Genomic DNA, 21,388 nt, shown 5'->3' with positions numbered 1-21,388 from the left:
GAGCGATTCGCCGCCACGCACCCGCGGCGAGGAATCGCTCAGCCCGCCTTCGTCCTCTTCCTGACGGCAGCCGCCGCCGTCCTGCGGCTTGGCGGACGAGACGAGAGCGTGCCCGCCATCTGCGCGCGATGCGCCTTGAGGATGGCGGGAATCAGGCCGGGGAAGCGCTGCTCGATTTCCGCGCAGCGCGTGGTGTTGTGCATCTCCACGCCGGCGCGCTCGCTGCGGATCAGGCCCGCCTCGCGCAGTACGCGGAAGTGCTGCGACAGCGAGGACTTGGGAATCGTGCGATCGCCGGCCTGCTGCAGCGCGGTGCAGGTCGCGGCGCAGTCCAGCCCCGCCAGTCTGGCGTAGATGGAGGCGCGCACAGGATCGGACAGCGCGTGGAGGATGCCTTCCACGGTGATGTCGTCGATCGATGGGTGGAACAGCGGTCGCATGGCAGCATTCTAGCGGCCCCTTGACTATTGTTCCATAGTTCGTATATCTTGAACTACGGTATCAACGGACAAACTTCCCCCACCCCACTCCCGCAGGAATCCAACCATGAGCACGCTCCAAGGCAAGACCGCCCTCGTCACGGGCGCATCCAAGGGCATCGGCGCCGCCATCGCCAAGGCGCTCGCCGCCGAAGGTGCCGCCGTCGCGGTGAACTACGCGTCCAGCAAGGCCGGCGCAGACGCCGTGGTGGCCGAGATCGCCGCGGCCGGCGGCAAGGCGTTCGCCGTGCAGGGCAACGTCGCCGATGCGGGCGACGCGCAGGCCATCGTCGCGCAGACGGTCGAGCGTTTCGGTGGCCTCGACATCCTGGTCAACAACTCGGGCGTGTACGAGTTCGCGCCGATCGAGGCGATCACCGAAGAGCACTACCGCAAGCAGTTCGACGTCAACGTGCTGGGCCTGCTGCTGACCACCCAGGCGGCGGCGAAGCACCTCGGCCAGGGCGGCAGCGTCATCAACATCGGCTCGCTGGTCAGCCGCATCACGCCGCCCGCGTCGGCGGTGTACACCGCGACCAAGTCGGCCGTGGAAGGCATCACCGGCGCGCTCGCCCGCGAACTGGGCCCGCGCGGCATCCGCGTCAACGCGCTGAATCCGGGTCTGGTGGAGACCGAGGGCACGCACAGCGCCGGCTTCATCGGCTCCGACTTCCATGCGCATGCCGAATCGGAGACCCCGCTGGGCCGCATCGGCCAGCCGCAGGACATCGCCTCCATCGCGGTATTCCTCGCGTCCGATGCCGCCGGTTGGCTGACCGGCGAGAAGCTCTACGCCAGCGGCGGCCTGCGCTGAACCGCTCGCGCGGCGGGAAGGCGCGTTCCCGACGCTGGCGAGGCTCCATCGCCGGCTGATCGACAGACGGCGCCTCCGCCGGCCGCTTGCGCAATGCACAAGCGGTCGGCGCCGCGGGCGTGCTAGAAAGTCCGGACCGCGGGCCGCAGCGGCCTGCTCGCGTCGGAGCATCGGCACCATGGCACGCCCTGCCGGCATGATCGGCTTCCACTCCTCCGCGCACGCCGCGCCGGCAACGGACGATCCGCGCTACACCGCCGCGGAGTTTCCCACCAACAAGCTGCTTTACCTGGTGCAGCTGGCCGACGGCTGCGGCGTGGACAGTCGCGCCTGGTTCGGCGGACTGGGGCTGAATCGCGCGCAGATCGCCGACCCGGCGCTGCGCGTTTCGTACCGGCAGGCCAGCCTGTTCGTGCACCGCGCGCTCGCAGCACTGGCGGCGGCGGGCGTGCCCGACGCCGGGCTGTGCATCGGCCGTGAAGGCAGCATTGGCGGCTTCGGCCTGCTGGGGCTGGCGATGATGACCTCGCGCACGTTCGGCGAGGCGATGCAGGCCGGCATCGCGCACCACAAGATCTGCGGCTGCCTGCTCGACCTCGCTCTCGAGCCGGTGGACGAACGCGCCGTGGCGATGGTGGCGCTGCCGCTGTTCGGAGACACCAGCCTGCTGCCGTTCTTCTGCGAGGAACTGTTCGCCAGCTCGACGCTGATCGCACGCGAGCTGGTCGACACGGAACTGCGTCCGTTGCGCGTGGAACTGGCTTATCCGCGGCCCGGCCATGCCGACGCTTACGCGCAGCTGTTCGGCTGCGAGCTGCGCTTCGACGCGCCGCGCTGCCGCCTGCTGATCGACACGCAGTGGCTGGCCCACCCGCTGCCGGGCTACAACCCGCTCACCGCGCAGCAGGCGCTGGCCCTCTGCGCGCAGCAGCGCACGCCGGACGGCGGCGAGCCGCACCAGGAGATCGTCGCCGCGGTGGAACGCCTGCTGCGCGGCCGGTTGCGCCAGCAACCCACGCTCAACGAGGTGGCGCGCACGCTCAACCTGAGCGAACGTTCGTTGCGCCGCCGGCTCACCGAGAGCGGACGCGTGTTCCGCGAGATCCACGACCGCGTGCGCGCCGAGCGCGCGCTGCAGTTGCTGCAGGCCGGCGAGCTGAGCGTGGCCGAGATCGGCGGCGAGGTGGGTTTCAGTGACCCGCGCGAATTCCGCCGTGCGTTCAAGCGGTGGACCGGCATGGCGCCGCAGGAAGCGCGCCGCGCCGCCGCCTGATCGTTCCGCCCGGCCAACACTGGCCGGTTTGCCCCCCACCCCCTGGCCGTTTTGCCCTCCCCAGCCGCAACGTCTTGCGGGACAGTGACGGCATCGCGGATTGGGTTCGACCCGGGGAGTTCAACGATCATGCGCAAGACACTCGTCATCGTGGCGCTGGCCGCCGCACTCGCCGGCTGCGGCGGCCAGCAGGCGCCCGCACCGCAGAACCAGGCCGACGCCGGCTTCGAGGCGAAGCTGCAGGAACAGCTGCTGGACGCCAAGCCCGGTACCGTGATCGACATTCCCGCCGGCACCTACCACCTGAAGCGCGGCCTCAGCCTGCGCACCGACGGCGTCACCATCAAGGGCGCCGGCATGCACAAGACCATCCTCTCGTTCAAGGGCCAGGTGGTCGGCCCGGAAGGCCTGCTGGTCAACGCCAACGACTTCACCATCAAGAACCTCACCATCGAGGACACCAAGGGCGACGCGCTGAAGATCAACCATGGCAGGAACATCACCATCCACGGCGTGCGCACACAGTGGACGGATGGTTCGAAGACCAGCAACGGCCCGTATGGCATCTATCCGGTGAAGACGCAGAACGTGCTGATCGAGGACTCGCAAGCCATCGGCGCTTCCGACTCGGGCATCTACGTGGGCCAGTCCACCAACGTGATCGTGCGCAACAACCGCGCCGAGCAGAACGTGGCCGGCATCGAGATCGAGAACACGGTGGACGCCGACGTCTACGGCAACACCGCCACCAACAATTCCGGCGGCATCCTCGTCTTCAACATGCCCGACCTGCTGATGGAGGGCCACGGCACGCGCGTGTTCAAGAACCACGTGGTTGCCAACAACCACGACAACTTCGCGGCGAATGGCTCGGCGGTGGCCAGCGTGCCGGCAGGCTCGGGTGTGGTGGTGAACTCCAACCCGAAGGTGGAGATCTTCGACAACGACATCGCCGACAACAAGACGGCGAACATCATCATCTCCAGCTTCTACTCCACCAACTACGCCAGCAAGACCGGCGTGGCGGCCAGCTACGACCCGTACCCGAAGGGCATCTTCGTCTACGGCAACCGCCTGAAGGGCGGCGGCGATTCGCCCAGCGGGCTGGACTTCAAGACGCTGAAGGTCGCGCTGTTCGGCCTCGGCGGCCACTTCCCCGACGTGCTGTGGGACGGCTACCGCGACCCGAAATTCACCGACAAGACGCTGCCGCCGCAGGACCGCATCTGCATCCAGGACGTCAGCGGCGTGGTCGATGCCGACGGCCCCGACGGCTACAAGCACCCGAACACCGACATGAAGCCGTTCCAGTGCACGCTGGACAAGCTGCCGGCGGTGACGCTGAACCCCGAACCCAGGCTCTGAGGGCGCGCCGGTGAAGTGTGCGAAATACGCCGCCGCCGTGCTGGCGCTGCTGCTCCTGGCCGGTTGCCGGCGCGACATGCCGCCCCCCGAGTTCCATGCCGACGGACGCCCGGCCAGGCTCAGCGACTGGCACATGGTCGAGGCCCGCGACGGCAGGCTCGAGCTCAACGCCGGGGTGGTGCCGTACAGCCTCAACAGCCACCTGTTCACCGACTACGTGCACAAGCTGCGCACGATCTGGATGCCCAGGGGCGTTTCGGCGAAATACGCGGCGAACGGTCCGCTGGATTTCCCGGTGGGCACCGTCATCAGCAAGACGTTCTATTACCCGCGCGCCGCCGACGGCAAGTTCGGCGACGTGGCGCGCACGCTGGACTACACCGGCGACTTCGCCGGGCAGGATCTGCGGCTCGCCAGCGTGCACCTGGTCGAAACGCGCCTGCTGGTACGCCGCAAGGAGGGCTGGACGCCCTTCGTCTACGTGTGGAACAAGGAGCAGACCGAGGCCACGCTGATGCGCACCGGCGACGTGCAGGCGCTCACCCTCGTCGACGCGCAGGGCCGGCGCGAGGACTTCAACTACGTGGTGCCCGACGAGGGCCAGTGCGTGAACTGCCACGAGGCGGACATGGTCGGCCGCACCATCCACCCCATCGGCCCCAAGGCGCGTCACCTCAACCGCGACTACGACTACGGCAGCGGCCGCGAGAACCAGCTGGAGCACCTCGTCGACGTGGGCTACCTGCTGGACATGCCCAGGCTGGCCGAGGTGCCGAAGGACGCCAACTGGCGCGACCCCAGCGCCTCGCTGGATGCGCGCGCGCGCGCCTACCTCGATATCAACTGCGCGATGTGCCACAACCCGCACGGCGAAGCCAGCGTCACCGGCTTCTCGCTGGGCTACGACGTGCCGGAAGACCATCATCTCGGCATCTGCAAGTCGCCCGAGGCGGCCGGCCCTGCCACCGGCGGGCGCCTGTTCGACATCGTGCCCGGCAAGCCGGACGAGTCGATCCTGATGCACCGCATCGGCTCCACCCGGCCCGGCGTGATGATGCCGGAGATCGGCCGCAGCACGGTGGACCGCGAGGGCGAGGCGCTGATCCGCGCCTGGATCCTTTCGCTCAAGGGGAACTGCGACATCGTGCATTGAGCACCATCGCGGGGACGAAAGCTTTCGGCGCGGCCATCGCGCCATGCGTGAACCAGCCTGGGGGAGAACGGGGATGACGATGCGCCTGCGACCATTGTCCGCGGTAATGCGCCAGCTGCTGCACGGCGGCACCGCACTGCTGCTGTGCGCGCCCCTGCCGGCGCTGGCCGGCCAGGCCACCACGCCCGCGCAGAACGCCGCGCCGGCCAAGCCCAACCCAGACGCGACCAAGACTACCCAACTGGGCTCGGTCACCGTCACCGCGCAGAGCCGCGCCCAGGAGGTGCAGGACGTGCCGATCGCGCTGCAGATCGTCACCGCGAAGCAGATCGACACACTGGCGGCCACCGACCTCAGCAAGATGAGCCTGTTCGTGCCCGGCCTGGTGGTGGACGGCACCCAGCCCACCCAGCCCGGCTACGAACTGCGCGGCATCAGCACCGCCGACTTCGGCGTGGGCACCGAATCCGCCGTGGGCGTGTACATCGACGGCGTCTATGCAGCGCGCTCCGGCGGCGCGCTGCTGGCGTTCAACGACATCAAGCGCATCGAGGTGCTGAAGGGCCCGCAAGGCACGCTGTTCGGCCGCAACGCCGCAGCCGGCGCGATCTCCATCGTCACCAACGAACCCGGCGACCGGTTCGAGGGCAAGGCGCGCGTGCGCCTCGGCAACTACGGCACGCGCTACGGCGACGCGCTGGTCAACCTGCCGCTCAACCGGGACATGGCGCTGCGCGTCAGCGTGCTGGACAACCAGAGCGACGGCTGGGTGAAGGACGCCGCCACCGGCAAGCACTACGGCGTCAACGACGACTGGGGCAGCCGCGTGGTGTACCGCTGGAATCTCACGACGGACACCCGCGTGCTGCTGTCCTGGGACCACGAGAAGCTGAAGCAGCCGCCGCACCCCACGTTCGGGCTGATCCCGCTGTCGAACGACACCAACCAGCGCCCGCCGTACCCGGCCGACCCGAACACCTTCCTCGACCCGCTGCATGCGCCGCTGTACAACGATGCGGTGGGCGCGATCGAAAAGCGGCGCTTCGACGGTGCCACCCTCACCGTCGACCACAGTTTCGGCTGGGGCAGCCTCACCTCCACCACCGCGTGGCGCAACTTCGACACGAAGAACCTGGGCGACTACGACGGCACCAACCACGTCGTCAGCTACCTCGACACCGCCAACATCGAGCACAACAACAGCTGGTACCAGGAGTTCAAGCTCAACGGCAATACCGACCTGATCGACTGGGTGGCCGGCACCAGCTGGTACGGCGAGCAGGCGCGCCAGACCAGCCAGACCGACATCACCACCGACAGCCTCGACACCCTGGCGCAGAACGTGATGGGCGTGGGTACGCCGCTCACCGACATCAGCAACGCGCTGGCCGGCATGGGCCTGCCCTACACCCTCCTCGGCGACCCGTGGCGCGAAGCGATCAGCAACGACGGCCGCTTCAGGTCCTGGGCGCTCTTCGGCGACGTGATCTGGCACCTCAACGACCGCCTCAACCTCACCACCGGCGTGCGCTTCACCCGCGACCGGAAGGACTTCAGCTGGTACAACATGCCGCGCCAGGCCGACCAGTTCGACGCCACCGTGCAGGCGCTGGGCAACGCAGGCATCCTCGCCATGCTGCCGCCCGAGGCGCAGTACGCGCTGGCTGCGTTCGGACAGAACATCATCTTCAGCCCGTCCAGCGGCGCGCCGGTGGGCGTGCTGGTGCAGGCGCACAACACCTGGAACGACGTCAGCCCGCGCGCCGTGCTCGACTACAAGTTCACCCCCGACGTGATGGCTTACGTCTCGGTGACCAAGGGCTACAAGGCGGGCGGCTACAACAGCGTGCAGATCGCCTCGCACTTCGCGCCGGAGAAGGTGTGGAACTACGAAGCCGGCGTCAAGAGCGTGTTCCCCGAGCAGAACCTGCTGCTCAACGCCTCCGCCTACTACTACCGCTACGACAACCGCCAGGCGCTGACGCTCGATCCGAACAGCGCCGGCTCCGGCGTGCCGCGCTACCTTGTCAGCAGCAGCGATCAGCAGGCCACGGGCGTGGAACTGGAACTGCAATGGCAGCCGGTCGACGCGCTGCAGTTCGGGCTGAACGCGGCGTACATCGACGCCACCTACCGCCGCGCCGTCGCTCCGTCCGGCGCCAACCTGGATGGCCAGCCCACAGGCGAGCCGAAGTACTCCTACGCCGCCCACGCCACCTACACCTGGCGCGGCGTGGCCGGTGGCGACGTGAGCTTTGACCTCTCCTACGCCTACCGTGGCGAGTCGCGCTGCAACAGCGACTCGCGGCTGCAGGGCACTTGCCAGATCAGTCCCAACTTCACCGTGGGCGCCGCGCAACAGCGCACCGACGCGCGGCTGGGCTGGGACGCGGCGCACGAACGCTGGGGCGTGGCGCTCTATGCCAACAACCTGTTCAACCAACGCTACGTGACCGGTGTCGACAACATCACCGAGAGCGTGTTTGGCACGCCCTACGCCAACATCACGCCGCCGCGCACCTGGGGCGTGGAACTGCACGTAAAATTCTGACCATGTCCGACCTCGATGCCTGCCTCCAGCGCATGCGCGATGCCCACGCGCACGATCCGTTGCCGGACTGGCCGGCGCGCGCCGCGCGCCTGCGTGCGCTGGAACGCCTGCTGCATGTACACCGAGCGGATATCGCCGCGGCGATCCACGCCGACTTCGGCAACCGCCCGGCCGAGGAAACCGAGCTGCTGGAGATCTTCCCCAGCCTCTCGGCCGTGCGCCACGCGCTGCGCCTTGGCAAACGCTGGATGCGGCCGAAGCGCCGCTTCGCCGACCTGTTGTTCCTGCCCGCGCGCACCGAACTGCGCCCGCAGCCGCTGGGCGTGGTGGGCATCATCGTGCCGTGGAACTACCCGCTCTACCTCGCGGCGGGGCCGCTGGTGGACGCGCTGGCCGCCGGCAATCGCGCGATGCTGAAGATGAGCGAATACACGCCGCGCTTCTCGGCGTTGTTCGGCGAGCTCGTCACCAGGTACTTTCGCAACGACGAGGTGCTGGTGGTGAACGGCGATGCTGCCGTGGGCCAGGCCTTCGCCGCGCTGCCGTTCAACCACCTGCTGTTCACCGGCTCCACCGCGGTGGGCTATCACGTGATGCGCGCCGCCTCGGCCAACCTGACCCCCGTGACGCTGGAGCTGGGCGGCAAATCGCCCGCGCTGGTCGGTCCTGGCGCGCGGCTGGAACACGCGGCCGAGCGCATCGTTTTCGGCAAGCTGATCAACGCCGGACAGACCTGCATCGCCCCCGACTACGTGCTGCTGCCGCGCGCGCGAATGGCGGAATTCACCGCCGCCGCGCGTGCCGCCGTGGCGCGCCTCTACCCCGACCTCGCGCGCAACGCGCAATACGCCAGCATCGCCACCGATCGCCACTACACGCGGCTGTCCGCGCTGCGCGACGAGGCGACGGCCGCGGGCGCCGTCGTCGAGCCGTTGACCGACGCCGCGCCCGACGCCGGGCGCCGCCTGCTGCCGCCGGTCATGCTGGCCAACGTACGCGACGACATGGCAGTGATGCAGGAGGAAATCTTCGGCCCGCTGCTGCCGCTGGTGCCCTACGACACGCTGGACGAGGCCATTGCCTTCATCCGCGCGCGCGCGCACCCGCTCGCGCTGTACCTGTTCGAAACGGAACAGCCACTGATCAACCACGTGCTCGCACGCACGCACGCCGGCGGCGTCACCGTCAACGACACGCTCTACCACATCGCCCAGCACGGACTGCCGTTCGGCGGCGTGGGCAGCTCGGGCATGGGCGGCTACCACGGCGAGGCCGGCTTCCGCACCTTCTCGCACCTGAAGCCGGTGTTCCACCAGGCACGCTGGAACGGCGCCGGCCTGCTCAACCCGCCCTACGGCGCGCGCTTCCGGCACATGCTGGACCTGCTGCTCAGGCGCGGCTGATCGCGGTCATGAACCCTTGCGGTCATCACCGACCGCTCGAATCGAACGGGCGGCCGTCCATGGCCGCGCTCTTCAAACAAAAAAACCTCCCCGCTCGCACGGGGAGGTCGATTTGCAGGCATCCCGCCCGCGGACGCTCAGAACTTGTACTGCGCCGACAGGCTCAGCAGGTTGCCGTAGTCGTCGAAGCTGCCGGCAAGCACGTCGCCGGTGGCGCTGGTGGAGCCGTTCATGCCGGCGTGGCTGACGAAGATGTGCGCATACGAGGCGTTGATCTCGAAATGCTCGCTCGCCTTGTAGCCGATGCCGAACGTGGCCATGCGGCGCGCCGCGTCGGGCACGCGCGGGTCGCGGTTGGAGGCGTTCATCGGCGCCTGGTCGACCGACACGCCGGCGCGCAGGGTCAGCTTGTCGGTGGCGTAGTACTCGCCGCCCACCGAGGCATACCACGTGTCGCGCCAGTTGAACGGCAGCACGGTGGTCGGCTGCGCCGCGTTGGCGTAGTTGACCGTGAGCTGGCGCATCACGCTCCACTGCGTCCAGGTCAGGTCGAAGCCCAGGCCGAACTTCGCTTCCTGGTGCCAGTAACTCAGGGTGGCGACGGCCGGGTTGGTGAGGCGGGCCTTGCCGGTGGTGTGCTGGAACGGCGGGATGCTGGAAGCCAGTGCGGGATTGGCCAGCAGCAGGTCGTAGCCCGGCGTGGTGGTGAAATTGGCGGTGCCGTCGATGTCGTGGGTGATGCGCGAACGGTAATCCAGCGCCACGCGGTCATTCGCGGTCGGCTTCCAGTACGTGCCGACCTGCCAGCCCCAGGCCCAGTTGTTGCCCTTGACCTCGGCGTAGCCGTCACCGCCCGGCGGCGTCACCGCAGCCACGCCGGCCGCCGCTGCCTGGCCCTGCGCCACCGCCGCCTGGATCATCGCGGCAGCCTGCGCCGGCGGGATCTGGCCGGCGGCCGCAGCCGCCTGGATCTGCGCTACCGCTGCCTGCGTCTGCGCCGCGATGCCCTGCTGGATGCCCAGGCCCACGGCGTTGAAGTTGATCGCGTTGGTCAGGTCCGCGTTGGTGCGCTCGGCGATCGCACTGGCGCCCACGCTCCACTGGTCGTTGATCTTGAACGAGGCCGACAGCGTGGTGTCGAACGACTGCAGCTTGGTCTTGATCGCGTCGTAGCGGCCCATCCAGTTGCGGTCGTACTCGGTCTGGAAGCCGAACGGCACGTCGAACGCGATGCCGAGGTTGAACTGGTCGTTCACCTTGGTGGCGATGGCCACCGCCGGCACCGGCAGCGTGGTGCCGGCATCGCCGCCGTTGCCGCCGCTGATCGGGTTGCCCAGCACGTCGTGCGCGCTGCCGCTGAACTTGGCGCTGAAGTTGATCGCGGTGATGTCGGCCTGCACGTAGGTGCCGTCGAGGTCGCTCATCGCCGCCGGGTTGTTCGCCACCACCGACACGTCGCCGCCGGCCGCCGCGGAACCGGCGTAGGCGCGACCCATGGCCTTGGCGCTGTTCTCCTTCAGCTGGAAGGCGCTGGCATGGGCCATGCCGGGCGCGACCAGGGCGCCCGCGACGGCCACGCTCAGCGCGGCGAACGCCAGCGGACGGGTGGCGCTCGAGAGGGAACGGAAAGACTTGTGCATCACGTGCTCCTGCGGATCGGGATGGGCGGTTCGCGTGTCGCCACGGGTTTCACACGGAATTCATACGGGCGTTTAACATGCTTCCGCGGCACTGTGCCCGCTCGTCCCGGGCGTTGCAAGTGCTGGCGCAGCATTCGTCGCCGCAGCCGCGACAATGGCCGGCCCGCAGTCGCAAATCGAGGGAAACGTCCATGCAATGCTTCGTCTACGCCAGCCGCCGCAAACCCGACACCTATCTGTGGCTGGCCGAACGCGACGGCTTCGGCGTGCTGCCCGAACCGCTGCGCGGCATGCTGGGCGAGTTGCGCCTCGCACTGGAGCTGCCGCTGGACGAACAGCGCCGCCTGCCGCGCGAGGATGCCAGGCGGGTGCTTGCGAACCTGCGCGAGCGGGGCTGGCACCTCCAGCTACCACCGGAAAACGCCCTGGCCGGCACGAATCACCCCGCCTACGGCGCTGCACTGCGCGACGCGGGAGACTGAGCATGCTGCGCCGCGTCGGCGCGATCGCCGGTCGTCGCGTTAACGCGAGGTTACCGTCTGCGCCCATCACGATTCCTATACTGTGGCGATGACCCAGCCCAAATCGCGCCGACGCCCACCGCTCCTGCAGGCTCTCGCCTGGTTCGTTCCCGGATTGCTCGCCGTGGCGCTGGCCGGCATGGTGGCCCACCCGCTGACCCTGATCCCGCTGCTGCTGGCGAACGCGCTGACCATGGCCGCGGTCTGCCACGCGATCGGTTTCGATCCCGAGCCCAGCTTCGCGCGCACCGTGCTGCGCCGGGGCGCCGCGCATCTGGTGATGTTCACCGGCTATGCGGTGATCGTGTTCGTGCTGGTGGCCTGGCCGATGCTGGCGCTCTCGCAGTCGCATAGCCTCGCCGCCACGCTGGCGCTGGTCGCCACCCTGGTGCTGGCGCTGGCCGTGCTGTGGCGGCCATGGCCTGCATTCGGCCTCGTGTTCGTATGGGACGACGCCTATCCGGCGCGGCACGACGGCTCGTGGATCTTCACCGCCACGCTGCGCAGCCTCATGTTCGGCCGCCATCTGGCGCGCGAGGAACGCTTCTTCAGCCACTTCCTGCCGGCCGCGCTGGCGTTGCTGGTGCTGGCTTGGTGCGCGATCGCGCTGAGCGGCCTGTACGGCATGCTGCCGTCGGAAATCCGCATCGCGGCGCTGGCGCTGTACGGCGTGCTGCTGCTGCCGCTGGGCTGCCTGATCGTGGCCAACCGCACCCTGCGCACCCTGCTGTGTGCCCAGCACGACCGTCACCGCCAGCGCGCCGAGGCTGCCGCCGACGCGTCGGCAACCGGCAGGCCAGCCGCACCGTCGATGGCCGCGCCGCTGAGCGAACAGGAGCGCACCGCCGGCACACCCGAACAGGCCGCCGCGCTGCTCGCCGCCACCCGCGACGGCGACATCGAGCGCGCACTGGCCCTGGTCGAGGCCGGCGCCGATCCCGCCACCGCGCCGCCCGCCGGCGACCGCGACCAGCGCCCCGTGCTGATGCTTGCCGCGCTGCTGCCGGACACTCGACTGCTGCGCGCGCTGATCGCCAAGGGTGCCGACGTCAACCGCGCCAGCGGCGGGCTCACACCGCTGCTCGCCGCCACCCGCGACAGCTGGCACGGCCGCGCCGAAGCGGTGATGACGCTGCTCGCGAACGGTGCGAATCCGCTCGCCACCGACGGTGAAGGCCGCACCGCACTGCACGGCGCGGTGCTCAGCGAGGAACCGATGGTGGCAGCAATGCTGCTGGATGCCGGCGCGCCGATCAACGCGCTGGACCAGGCCGGCGCCAGCCCGCTCACGGTGGCCTGCCGCGCGGCCAACTGGCCGCTGGCGAAGTTCCTGCTCGAGCGCGGCGCCAAGCCTGCACCGGCCAACGGCGAGCCCGCCCTGGTCGCCGCCGCCGGCATCGCCGACGACGATCCGACCGGCGTGAAGCTGCTGCTCAAGCATCGCGCCGCGGTGAACGCGGTGGACGCCCGCCATCGCAGCGCGCTGATCGCCGCCACCGCCGAAGGCCACGAGCAGATCGCCCGCGCGCTGTGCGCCGCTGGCGCCGACGTGACACTGGCCGACCGCCACGGCAGCACCGCGCTGATGGAAGCCGCGCGTGCCGGCGCGGTGGGCATCGTGCAGCGGCTCGCCGAGGCGCAGCCCGACGCGCGCGCCCGCGACAGCCACGGCCGCGACGCGCTCACCCTCGCCTGCCAGTCACCACGCGCCCACGCCGACACCGTGCGCGCCCTGCTCGCATTGGGCGCCGAGCCGAAGGCGCCGGGCAGCGATGGGCGCAGCGCGCTCGATCACGCCGCCGCCGCCGGCCGGTGGGACCTGGTGGCCTTGCTCGATCCGGAGACCCCGCTGCCGGCCAGCCTCGGCCATGCGGCGATCTCTTCCGGCGCGGACACCCCTGCGCACCTGCTCGACGCGCTGCGCTTCGGCCACTGGGCGATCGTCTCCGGCTTCGCCACGCGCGTGCGCGAATGGCCGCAGGCGCAGCTGGCGCAGCTCTACCTCGACCTCGCCCAGCCGGGCCAGAGCCAGGCGCGACGCTGGCTGCTGGACCACGGCCTCGACCCCGAGGCACGCCTCGCCGCGCAGCAGCCCGACGACGAGCAAGGCGACGAGCTGGCCGCCGCGACCGACGATGCGCACGCCGCGCCATCCGCGCTGCCGCCGCTGGGCCGCCGCCTGTTCGACGCCCTGCTGCTGCAGTTGCCCGCCAGCACCGAAGCGGTGGAGGACCTGCTGCAGGCCGGCGCCACGCCGGCCGGCGCCGGCCTGCTCGCCCAGGCCCTGCAGCGGCTGGGCGGCTCCGCACAGGGCGCCGCGCTGCCGCTGGCCCTGCTCGAGCGCGGCGCCGATCCGTTCGGTCCCGACACCCGCGAGCGCACGCCGCTGCAGCTCGCCGCGGCGAACGGCCAGGAAGAGCTGCTGCAGGCGCTGCTGGCGCGCGGCTGCGACCCGAACGCCCGCGACCGCGACGGACGCACTCCGCTGTTCGCCGTGCTGGAACGCGGCGAGGCTGCGCTGCCGCTGGTGCGTGCACTGATCGCGCACGGCGCCGACGCCGAAGCCGCCGACGCCAACGGCGAAACCCCGCTGGGCCTCGCGCTGGAACACCCGGCGATCGAACGCTGGCTGGACTGGGGCCGCTGGCCACGTCCGCGCCGCCCGCTGCGCGCCGACGACCTGCCTGCCGCGGCGCAGGCCGGCGCGCAGGTCGCGGTGCAGCGCCTGCTGGAACTGGGTTTCCCCGTCGATACTGTCGACGCGCACGGCGCCAGCGCACTGCTGCACGCCTGCGGCGCGGGCCACAGCGAGATCGCAGCCTGCCTGCTCGATGCCGGCGCCGATCCCGCGCTGGCCGCGGCCAACGGCATCACCCCGCTCGCCGCCGCGGTGGCGGGCGGCCGCGAAGGCACGGTGGCGCTGCTGCTGGAACGCAAGGCCGAGGTCGACCAGCGCCTGCCGAACCAGAGCACCGCGCTGATGGTGGCTGCCGCGATGGGCCGGCCAGAACTCGCGGAGGCGCTGCTCGCCGCCGGCGCCGACGTCAACGCCGTCGACGCGCGCGGCCACAGCGCGCTGCACGCGGCGGCGCAGTACGGCTTCGAGCACAACGACAGCCTGCGCGCGCGGCGCCTGCTCGACGTGCTGCTGCGGCACGGCGCCACCGTCAACCACGCGAACGGCGAGGGCAAGACCGCGCTGCTGCTGCTGCTCGGCGCGCAGCTGCGCCCCGGCAGCGACTGCGATGCCACCCACCTCGGCGCACTGGTGCCGGTGCTGCTGGAAGCCGGCGCCGACGTCGGTCATGCCGACCAGCGCGGGGTCACCGCCCTGCATGCCTGCGCGATGCATGCGCTGCTGCCGCCGGCCCGCGTGCTGCTGTCGCGCGGCGCCGACCGCGCCGCCGCCGACGCGTTCGGCCGCACCGCCGCCGACGTGGCCCGCCAGCTCGGCTACGTGGACATCGCCCACGAACTGGCCGTGCGCAGCAGCGCGATCCCCAGCGTGCGGCAGACGCTGCGGCAACCGGCGCAACCGGCGGACTGAAGCCCGAGGCCCCGCGAGCGCACCGATGCCGGGATCATGACCGCAGCCAGCCCATCAGCGGCAGGCTGATGGACGCCTCCACCGCGGTCGGCCGCGCGCGGCACACCCTGGATTTCGCCCAGCGCCAGGCATGCGCCCGGCGAACGTCACCGGCACGAGCGCGGCGTCTTCGCCGGGCGCCAGCAGGGCGCTCCCGGCCCGCGCCCGGCACCGCTCATGCCGTATCGGTGAGCGGCTTGTCCGGATTGCGGTTCCGCTCGCGCTCGGCGTCGGGCGAGGTATCGGCCTCGAACAGCTTCTCCAGCTCGGCCAGCGCCTCGCGGGTGGTCTGCACCAGCTTGGCCTCGTCGTCGTAGACGAGGTACTGCGCCTTGAGCAGCTCGGCGTCCTGGCGACGGAAGCGCTCCACCCGGTCGACCGCCCGTTCGGGCGTCATGCCCAGCGCGATCAGCGCCTGCTTGCTCATCTTCAGGCTGGAGTACAACGTCTCGCGCACCGGCTCGTCGATGCCCATGTCCATCAGTCGCCACACGTGCTGGCGGTTGCGCGCGCGTGCCACGATCTTCAGGTGTGGATACTGCCGGCGCACCACGCGCGCCACGTGCAGGCTGGATTCGGGATCGTCGCTCGCCAGCACGAACACCTCGGCCTTGTCCGCCTGTGCCGCGCGCAGCAGCTCGGGACGCGCGGGATCGCCGTAGAAGATGTCGTTCCAGCCGCCGAAACGGCGCACCATGTCCATCTGCTCGACCGAGTGGTCCAGCGCCACGAACGGGATGCCCTCCGCACGCAGGATGCGCGCCACGATCTGGCCCATGCGACCGTAGCCCGCGATGATCACCCGCGGCGAGTGCGCCACGATGGTGTCGAAGTCGCGCGCCGGTGCGCGCACCTTGTGCACGCCGAGCAGCTTCGCCAGCCCAGCCACCAGCAGCGGCGTCAGGGCCATCGACAGCGTGATCGCCAGCACCAGCAGGTTGTGCTGGCGCGCGCTCACCAGGCCCTGCTCGGCGGCCAGCTTGAGCACCACGAACGCGAACTCGCCGCCGCAGGCCAGCAGCACCGCGAGGCGCAGCGCGTCGCCACGCTCCAGCGCGCCCACGATGCGACCCAGCGGCCACAGCAGCGCCCCCTTCAGCAGCAGCAGCGCCCCCACCAGGCCCAGTACCAGCAGCGGCGCATGCAGCAGCAGCGAGATGTCCATCGACATGCCGACGCTGATGAAGAACAGGCCGAGCAGCAAGCCCTTGAACGGTTCGATGTTGGATTCCAGCTCGTGGCGATATTCCGAATCGGCCAGCAGCACGCCGGCGAGGAACGCGCCCAGCGTCACCGACACGCCAGCCACCTCCATCAGCAGCGCCACGCCCATCACCACCAGCAGCGCAGTGGCGGTGGACACCTCCACCGCATCCGCCTTCGCCACGAAACGGAACAGCGGCCGCAGCAGGTAGCGGCCGCCCGCCACCACCGCCACGATCACGCCCACCGTGCGCAGCATGCCGGTGAAATCGAAGCCATGGCTGGCCGCGCTGCTGGCCAGCAACGGTACGGTGGCGATCAGCGGGATCGCCGCGAGATCCTGGAACAGGAGGATCGCGAAGGCCTGCCGGCCGTAGGCCGTGCCGGCCTCCTTGCGTTCGCCGAGGATCTGCAGGCCGAACGCGGTGGACGACAGCGCCAGGCTGCCACCCACGATCAGTGCCGCCCCCGGCGTGAATCCGAACAGGCGCCAGGCGATCGTGCCGATCACCGCGCTGGTGGCTAGCACCTGTAGCAGGCCCGTGCCGAATACCGGGCGCCGCATCACCCACAGCCGCTGCGGCGACAGCTCCAGGCCGATCACGAACAGCATCAGCACCACGCCGAACTCGGAGATCGCGGCGATGCCCGCGGTGTCGCCCACCAGGCGCAGCGCCTGCGGGCCGATCGCGATGCCGGCCAGCAGGTAGCCCAGCACCGCGCCGAGCCGGAAGCGCTTGGTCAGCGGCACCGCGATCACCGTAGCCAGCAGGAACACCACGGCGACCTGCAGGAAATGATGGCTGTCCACGTCTACTCCGTCTCGTCCGCGGGCTCCGATTATTCCACGCGGAGCGGTGGCGGCGCGCTGGTCCTGCGCACCCATTCCGACATGCGCGGGGCGTACCTGCGCCACGACGGGTGCCCGCGGCGCCCGGGCCGCGGCTGCGGCCTGCCCCGTCCCGGAACCTGCAGCGGTTTCAACGCGGTTGCCACCGTCCGCGGGCTGCCGGCCTGCCCTGGCCGTTTCTCCTTCTGACCGGCGCAGGAGACGCATCCCGGCCACCGGCGGAGCGGACGAGGCCGCTTCGTCCACCGCTGCAATCCCACCGCCAGTCGACCAACCGCGCCAGGTGGCACCGACCCATGCCGGACCGCACGTTCACGCCCGATGCTGCCAAGCACCGCCCCCGCATGGGATCATCCCCCGCCATGAAGATCCTCGCCGCCTTCGCCACCGCCGTATTCGCCCTGGCCGGCATCGCCCGGGCACACGCGCACGAGGCCATTCCCGTCTACGGTTACCGCGTGGTGCACAGCTATCCGCACGATACGCAGGCCTACACCGAGGGCCTGCTGTATCTGGACGGCCATCTCTACGAAAGCACCGGCCAGCTGGGCAGCTCCGGCGTGCGCAAGGTGGAGCTGAAGACCGGCAAGGTGCTGCAGTCGTCGCCCACGCCGTGGCCGGACTACGGCGAAGGCATCGTGGTGTGGAAGGACAAGCTGATCCAGCTCAGCTGGCGGAACCACGAGGGATTCGTCTACGACCTCGCCACGCTGAAGCCGCAGGCGCGCTTCCCCTACCCCGGCGAGGGCTGGGCGCTCACCACGGACGGCCAGCGGCTCTACATGAGCGACGGCACGCCCACCATCCGCATCCTCGATCCCGACACGCTGCAGCAGACCGGCAGCATCCATGTCACCGCCGGCGGCCGGCCGCTCGCGAACATCAACGAGCTGGAATGGGTGAAGGGCCAGATTTTCGCCAATGTCTGGCTCACCACGCGCATCGCGCGCATCGACCCCGCGAGCGGCGACGTGGTGGGCTGGATCGACCTCGCCGGCCTGGTGCCGCCGGCCGACACGCTGGCCGACCCCGTCAACGACGTGCTGAACGGCATCGCCTACGACGCCAGGCACGACCGCCTGTTCGTCACCGGCAAATGCTGGCCGAGGCTGTACGAGATCAAGCTGGTGGCGCCCAGGCGCGCGCGCTGAAAGCGCCCTGCGCGCGAACCCGCCGCAGGGACGCGGTCACCCTGTCGCCAGCGTGCGCCGGATGATGCCGGCCAGTTGCGTCACCGCCGGGGACGGTTCCGCCTCGGCGCGGTACAGCACCAGCCCGAGCATGGGCAAGGCGGGCAGCTTGGCCTGCTTCGCGGCCAATGCGCGCACGCTGTCCGGCAGGCCGAGCGAAGTGCGCACGCTCACGCCCAATCCCGCGTTTACCGCGGCCCAGATCCCGGCCAGGCTGGTGCTGCTGAAGGCCATGCGCCAGGCGATGTCCGCGCGATCCAGCGCCGCGATGGCCGCGCTGCGCAGCAGGCAGGGGGATTCCAGCATCGCCAGCGGCAAGGGCTCGCCGCGCTGGCGGAGTTTTGCCAGCGGCGCATCGGCCGCGACGATCCAGCGCATCGGCCATCGCCCCACGCGTTCGGCGTGCGGGCTTGCCGCACCGGCTTCCCATGCCAGCGCGAGGTCGAGCCTTCCCTTGTTCACGCCGTCGAGCAGCTCCGCGTTGCGCGCGATGCGTGCCTCGATGCGCAGCCTGGGATGCGCCCGCGCGAAGCGGCCGAGCACCGCGGGCAGCAGGCGCTCGCCGAAGTCTTCCTGCATGCCCAGCCGCACCCGCCCCGCCAGCTCCGCGCCGCGGATCGCCGCGGCAGCCTCGTCGTTCAATTCCAGCAGGCGCCGCGCGTAACCCAGCATCGTTTCGCCCGCCTCGGTGAGCGCCATGCCGCGGCCGGCCTTGCGCAGCAGCGGGGTACCGGCCTGCTGCTCCAGTTTCTTGAGTTGCGCGCTCACCGCCGAGGTGGAGCGGTGCAACCGCGCAGCCGCCTGCGCGAAGCTGCCCAGCTCGATGCCGGTGGCGAAGCTGCGCAGCGTGTCGATGTCGAAATGGATGCGGGGCATCGCAATGATCCTGTTTTTCAGGATTATCCGTACTGAATTTTCTGATTCTACGGATCATCATCGGCCGCTATCGTGGCTTTCGTCAACACACGCAGGAGAGCTTCCCGATGGCCCACGACCCGCATCGCGCGCGCAGGAGCGTCGGCGACATCGCGCCGAAACTCGCCGCCCTCACCGACGATGTGCTGTTCGCCGACGTCTGGTCGCGCACGGAGCTCGGTCCGCGTGAGCGCAGCATCGCCACGGTGGCGGCACTCGTTGCGCTGAACCGCGGCGAGCAACTGCCGTTCCATCTCCGCCGCGCCAGCGACAACGGCCTCGGCGACGGGGAGCTGGCCGAACTCATCACCCACCTCGCGTTCTACGCCGGCTGGCCCTGCGCGTTCTCGGCCATCGGCGAGCTGCGCAAGGTGCTGGCGGAGCGCGCGCCATGATCGCGATGCAATACAGCATCACGCTGCCCGCCGATTGCGACATGGCGATCATCCGCCGCCGCATCGCGGACAAGGGCCACCTGCTGGACGACTGCCCCGGCCTCGCGTTCAAGGCATGGCTGCACGCCGCGCGCGGCGACCGCGAACTGCCCAGCCGCGACAACCTCTACGCGCCGTTCTACCTCTGGCGCGACAGCGCAGGTATGAACGCCTTCCTCAACGGCGCCGGCTTTGCCGCGTTGTCGCACGACTTCGGGCGTCCCCGCGTGCACACCTGGATACCGTGGCAGGCGGAACTGGCCGGCGACCTGCGCGGCGCCGCCTGCGCCACGCGCGAGATCGCGACGCTGCCCGAGCACACGGACCTCGCCGAATTGCAGCGCCGGGAAGCCGCAGCCGTGCACGCCGCCATGGCCGACGGCGCGCTCGCCGCGGTGACTGCCTGCCACCCGGGCGACTGGACGCTGGTGCGTTTCCGCCTCTGGCCCGGGGCGCGCACCGACTTCGCCGGCCCGGCGCGCCAGGCCTACCGCGTCGGCCACGTATCGCAACCGCGGTGACGCTTCCTGCGACAACCACCGGAGAAAATCCATGCCCCTCGTCCGCATCTCCCTGCGTCGCGGCAAGTCCGCCGCCCAGCTCGCCGCCCTGCGCAACGGCGTCTACGCCGCCATGCGCGAGACCTTCGACGTGCCGGAGGACGACCGCTTCATCCTGATCCACCAGCACGATGCCGCGGAGTTCGACTGCGACCCGGATTACCTGGGCATCGCGCGCAGCAAGGATCTGGTCATCGTGCAGATCGCCTGCAACGACACGCGCACGGTGGCGCAGAAGCAGGCGTTCTACCGCCGCGTGGCCGAGAACCTCGCCGCCGGCTCCGGCCTGCGCCCCGAAGACGTCTTCATCAACCTGCTGGAGACCGCCAGGGAGAACTGGTCGTTCGGCAACGGCATCGCGCAGTACGCGTAAGCAGCCTCAGCGGGGCAGCACGCCGATCGTGCGCATCCACGCATCCGCCAGATCGGTCCAGTGCGTGATCGGCAGCTTCGTGCGCCGCAAGCCGAACGCATGGCCGCCGTGCGCGTACAGGTGCAGCTCGGCCGGCACGCGGGCCTTCGCCAGCGCGGCGTAGTAGACCAGCGACTGGTTGACGCCATCCACGTAGTCGTCTTCCGCCTGCACAAGGAAGGTGGGTGGCGTCTCGCGGGTGACCGGCACGTTGGGATTGAGCCTCCCGTCGTCGAACGCGAGGTGCCCGGGGTAGATCGCCATCGCGAAATCCGGCCGCGCGCTTTCGCGGTCGGCCGCGTCCACCGGCTTGTACAACTGCCGCTTGTAGTCCGTGCTGGTCTCGGCCACCAGGAAACCGCCGGCCGAGAAGCCGATCACGCCGACTCTGTGCGGGTCGACATGCCATTCGGCGGCGTGGAAGCGCACCAACCGGATCGTCCTCTCCGCGTCCTCCAGCGACGGGACCGACAGCTGGTAGTCGTCGGGACGACAGTCGCAATGCCAGTCATAGGGCACGCTCGGCACGCGGTACTTCAACAGCACGCAGGTGATGCCCTTCGAGGTGAGCCAGTCGCAGGCCTCGGTGCCCTCGAGGTCGATGGCCAGCCCCGCGAAGCCGCCACCCGGGAACACCACGACCGCCGCACCGTTGTTCGTCCCTGCAGGCGCGTACACCGTCATCGTGGGGCGCGACACGTTGTAGATGCCCGTCACCGTCTTGCCGGACAAGAGCCGGGTACCCGTCTTCGCGTACTCCACTCCCGGCATCGCCTTCATGTCCGGCGGCATGCCCGGCCACAGCGGCAGCTGCACGTGGCCGGCGGAGGGTTGCCAGGTCGGATTAGCGGCATGCGCACCCACGCACGCGCACAGCAGAGCGACAAGCGCGAACCATGTTTTCATGATGCCCCCTTTGCCCCGGCGCGCGGCCAGGGCGGCTCGACCTGGATGGGAAATCGGACGACTCTCCGCGCCATTCTGCCCAGCATCTGGGGCTTGCCGCAGCCGCCGTCGTGGATTTTTCCGGGCGGGCGTT

General features: G+C 70.1%; 17 protein-coding genes. 12 read left to right on the top strand and 5 right to left on the bottom strand.

The genetic code is table 11. The features are described from left to right. Positions 1–38 precede the first annotated feature (38 nt). Entirely contained in the window at positions 39–440 is a 402-nt protein-coding gene (locus ACQGNW_RS05455; protein WP_426662115.1) for an ArsR/SmtB family transcription factor, read from the bottom strand. Between the two features lie 106 nt (positions 441–546). Here ACQGNW_RS05455 and ACQGNW_RS05450 point away from each other — a divergent pair, with 106 nt between their 5' ends. The 6 genes from ACQGNW_RS05450 to ACQGNW_RS05425 all read left to right on the top strand — a co-directional run bounded on the left by ACQGNW_RS05450 (position 547) and on the right by ACQGNW_RS05425 (position 9,038). Then, the gene (locus tag ACQGNW_RS05450; RefSeq protein WP_426662114.1) at positions 547–1,293 is read left to right on the top strand and encodes a glucose 1-dehydrogenase; all 747 of its coding nucleotides are present in this window, start codon (positions 547–549) and stop codon (positions 1,291–1,293) included. A gap of 178 nt (positions 1,294–1,471) precedes the next feature. Further along, positions 1,472–2,566 (top strand): AraC family transcriptional regulator, encoded by a 1,095-nt coding sequence (locus ACQGNW_RS05445; protein WP_426662113.1) that lies wholly within the window; start codon positions 1,472–1,474, stop codon positions 2,564–2,566. 129 nt (positions 2,567–2,695) lie between these two features. Next, positions 2,696–3,931, top strand: a complete 1,236-nt coding sequence (locus ACQGNW_RS05440) for a parallel beta-helix domain-containing protein (RefSeq protein WP_426662112.1) — start codon at positions 2,696–2,698, stop codon at positions 3,929–3,931. Positions 3,932–3,941: 10 nt separating this feature from the next. Next, the gene (locus tag ACQGNW_RS05435) at positions 3,942–5,084 is read left to right on the top strand and encodes an SO2930 family diheme c-type cytochrome (RefSeq protein ID WP_426662111.1); all 1,143 of its coding nucleotides are present in this window, start codon (positions 3,942–3,944) and stop codon (positions 5,082–5,084) included. A 73-nt stretch (positions 5,085–5,157) separates the two neighbouring features. Then, positions 5,158–7,635 (top strand): TonB-dependent receptor, encoded by a 2,478-nt coding sequence (locus ACQGNW_RS05430; RefSeq protein WP_426662110.1) that lies wholly within the window; start codon positions 5,158–5,160, stop codon positions 7,633–7,635. Between the two features lie 2 nt (positions 7,636–7,637). Further along, positions 7,638–9,038 carry a coniferyl aldehyde dehydrogenase gene (locus ACQGNW_RS05425; protein WP_426662109.1) on the top strand — a complete coding sequence of 467 codons (1,401 nt, stop codon included), beginning with the start codon at positions 7,638–7,640 and terminating at the stop codon, positions 9,036–9,038. A gap of 137 nt (positions 9,039–9,175) precedes the next feature. On the opposite strand, the gene ACQGNW_RS05420 is transcribed toward ACQGNW_RS05425, so the two are convergent. Continuing rightward, positions 9,176–10,678 (bottom strand): OmpP1/FadL family transporter, encoded by a 1,503-nt coding sequence (locus tag ACQGNW_RS05420; protein ID WP_426662108.1) that lies wholly within the window; start codon positions 10,676–10,678, stop codon positions 9,176–9,178. Between the two features lie 191 nt (positions 10,679–10,869). Between ACQGNW_RS05420 and ACQGNW_RS05415 the strand changes: the two genes are divergently transcribed. Then, the gene (locus tag ACQGNW_RS05415) at positions 10,870–11,160 is read left to right on the top strand and encodes a YcgL domain-containing protein (protein ID WP_426662107.1); all 291 of its coding nucleotides are present in this window, start codon (positions 10,870–10,872) and stop codon (positions 11,158–11,160) included. A gap of 88 nt (positions 11,161–11,248) precedes the next feature. After that, positions 11,249–14,746 (top strand): ankyrin repeat domain-containing protein, encoded by a 3,498-nt coding sequence (locus tag ACQGNW_RS05410; protein ID WP_426662106.1) that lies wholly within the window; start codon positions 11,249–11,251, stop codon positions 14,744–14,746. Positions 14,747–14,960: 214 nt separating this feature from the next. On the opposite strand, the gene ACQGNW_RS05405 is transcribed toward ACQGNW_RS05410, so the two are convergent. Beyond that, positions 14,961–16,799, bottom strand: a complete 1,839-nt coding sequence (locus tag ACQGNW_RS05405) for a monovalent cation:proton antiporter-2 (CPA2) family protein (protein ID WP_426662105.1) — start codon at positions 16,797–16,799, stop codon at positions 14,961–14,963. 401 nt (positions 16,800–17,200) lie between these two features. On the opposite strand from ACQGNW_RS05405, the gene ACQGNW_RS05400 reads away from it, so the two are divergent. Further along, positions 17,201–17,989, top strand: a complete 789-nt coding sequence (locus ACQGNW_RS05400) for a glutaminyl-peptide cyclotransferase (RefSeq protein WP_426662104.1) — start codon at positions 17,201–17,203, stop codon at positions 17,987–17,989. A 36-nt stretch (positions 17,990–18,025) separates the two neighbouring features. On the opposite strand, the gene ACQGNW_RS05395 is transcribed toward ACQGNW_RS05400, so the two are convergent. Next, complete coding sequence (locus tag ACQGNW_RS05395) at positions 18,026–18,904, bottom strand: LysR substrate-binding domain-containing protein (protein WP_426662103.1); 879 nt, start codon at positions 18,902–18,904, stop codon at positions 18,026–18,028. 107 nt (positions 18,905–19,011) lie between these two features. Here ACQGNW_RS05395 and ACQGNW_RS05390 point away from each other — a divergent pair, with 107 nt between their 5' ends. The 3 genes from ACQGNW_RS05390 to ACQGNW_RS05380 are packed head-to-tail and all read left to right on the top strand — an operon-like array spanning position 19,012 to position 20,310. Beyond that, on the top strand, positions 19,012–19,338 hold the full coding sequence (locus tag ACQGNW_RS05390) for a carboxymuconolactone decarboxylase family protein (protein WP_426662102.1): 327 nt from the start codon (positions 19,012–19,014) through the stop codon (positions 19,336–19,338). Beyond that, positions 19,335–19,898 carry a DUF4865 family protein gene (locus ACQGNW_RS05385; RefSeq protein WP_426662101.1) on the top strand — a complete coding sequence of 188 codons (564 nt, stop codon included), beginning with the start codon at positions 19,335–19,337 and terminating at the stop codon, positions 19,896–19,898. Before ACQGNW_RS05390 ends, ACQGNW_RS05385 begins: the two co-directional genes overlap by 4 nt. Before the next feature lie 31 nt (positions 19,899–19,929). Continuing rightward, a complete protein-coding gene (locus tag ACQGNW_RS05380) occupies positions 19,930–20,310 on the top strand; it encodes a tautomerase family protein (protein ID WP_426662100.1) in 381 nt (126 codons plus the stop codon). Positions 20,311–20,316: 6 nt separating this feature from the next. On the opposite strand, the gene ACQGNW_RS05375 is transcribed toward ACQGNW_RS05380, so the two are convergent. Beyond that, a complete protein-coding gene (locus ACQGNW_RS05375; RefSeq protein ID WP_426662099.1) occupies positions 20,317–21,255 on the bottom strand; it encodes an alpha/beta hydrolase in 939 nt (312 codons plus the stop codon). Between the last annotated feature and the right edge of the window lie 133 nt (positions 21,256–21,388).

This window comes from Rhodanobacter aciditrophus (genome assembly GCF_050026795.1).
In the GTDB taxonomy this organism is placed as follows: domain Bacteria; phylum Pseudomonadota; class Gammaproteobacteria; order Xanthomonadales; family Rhodanobacteraceae; genus Rhodanobacter_A.
The sequence above is the reverse complement of the archived record's forward strand: the minus strand, read 5'-3'. Positions and strand labels throughout refer to the sequence as shown.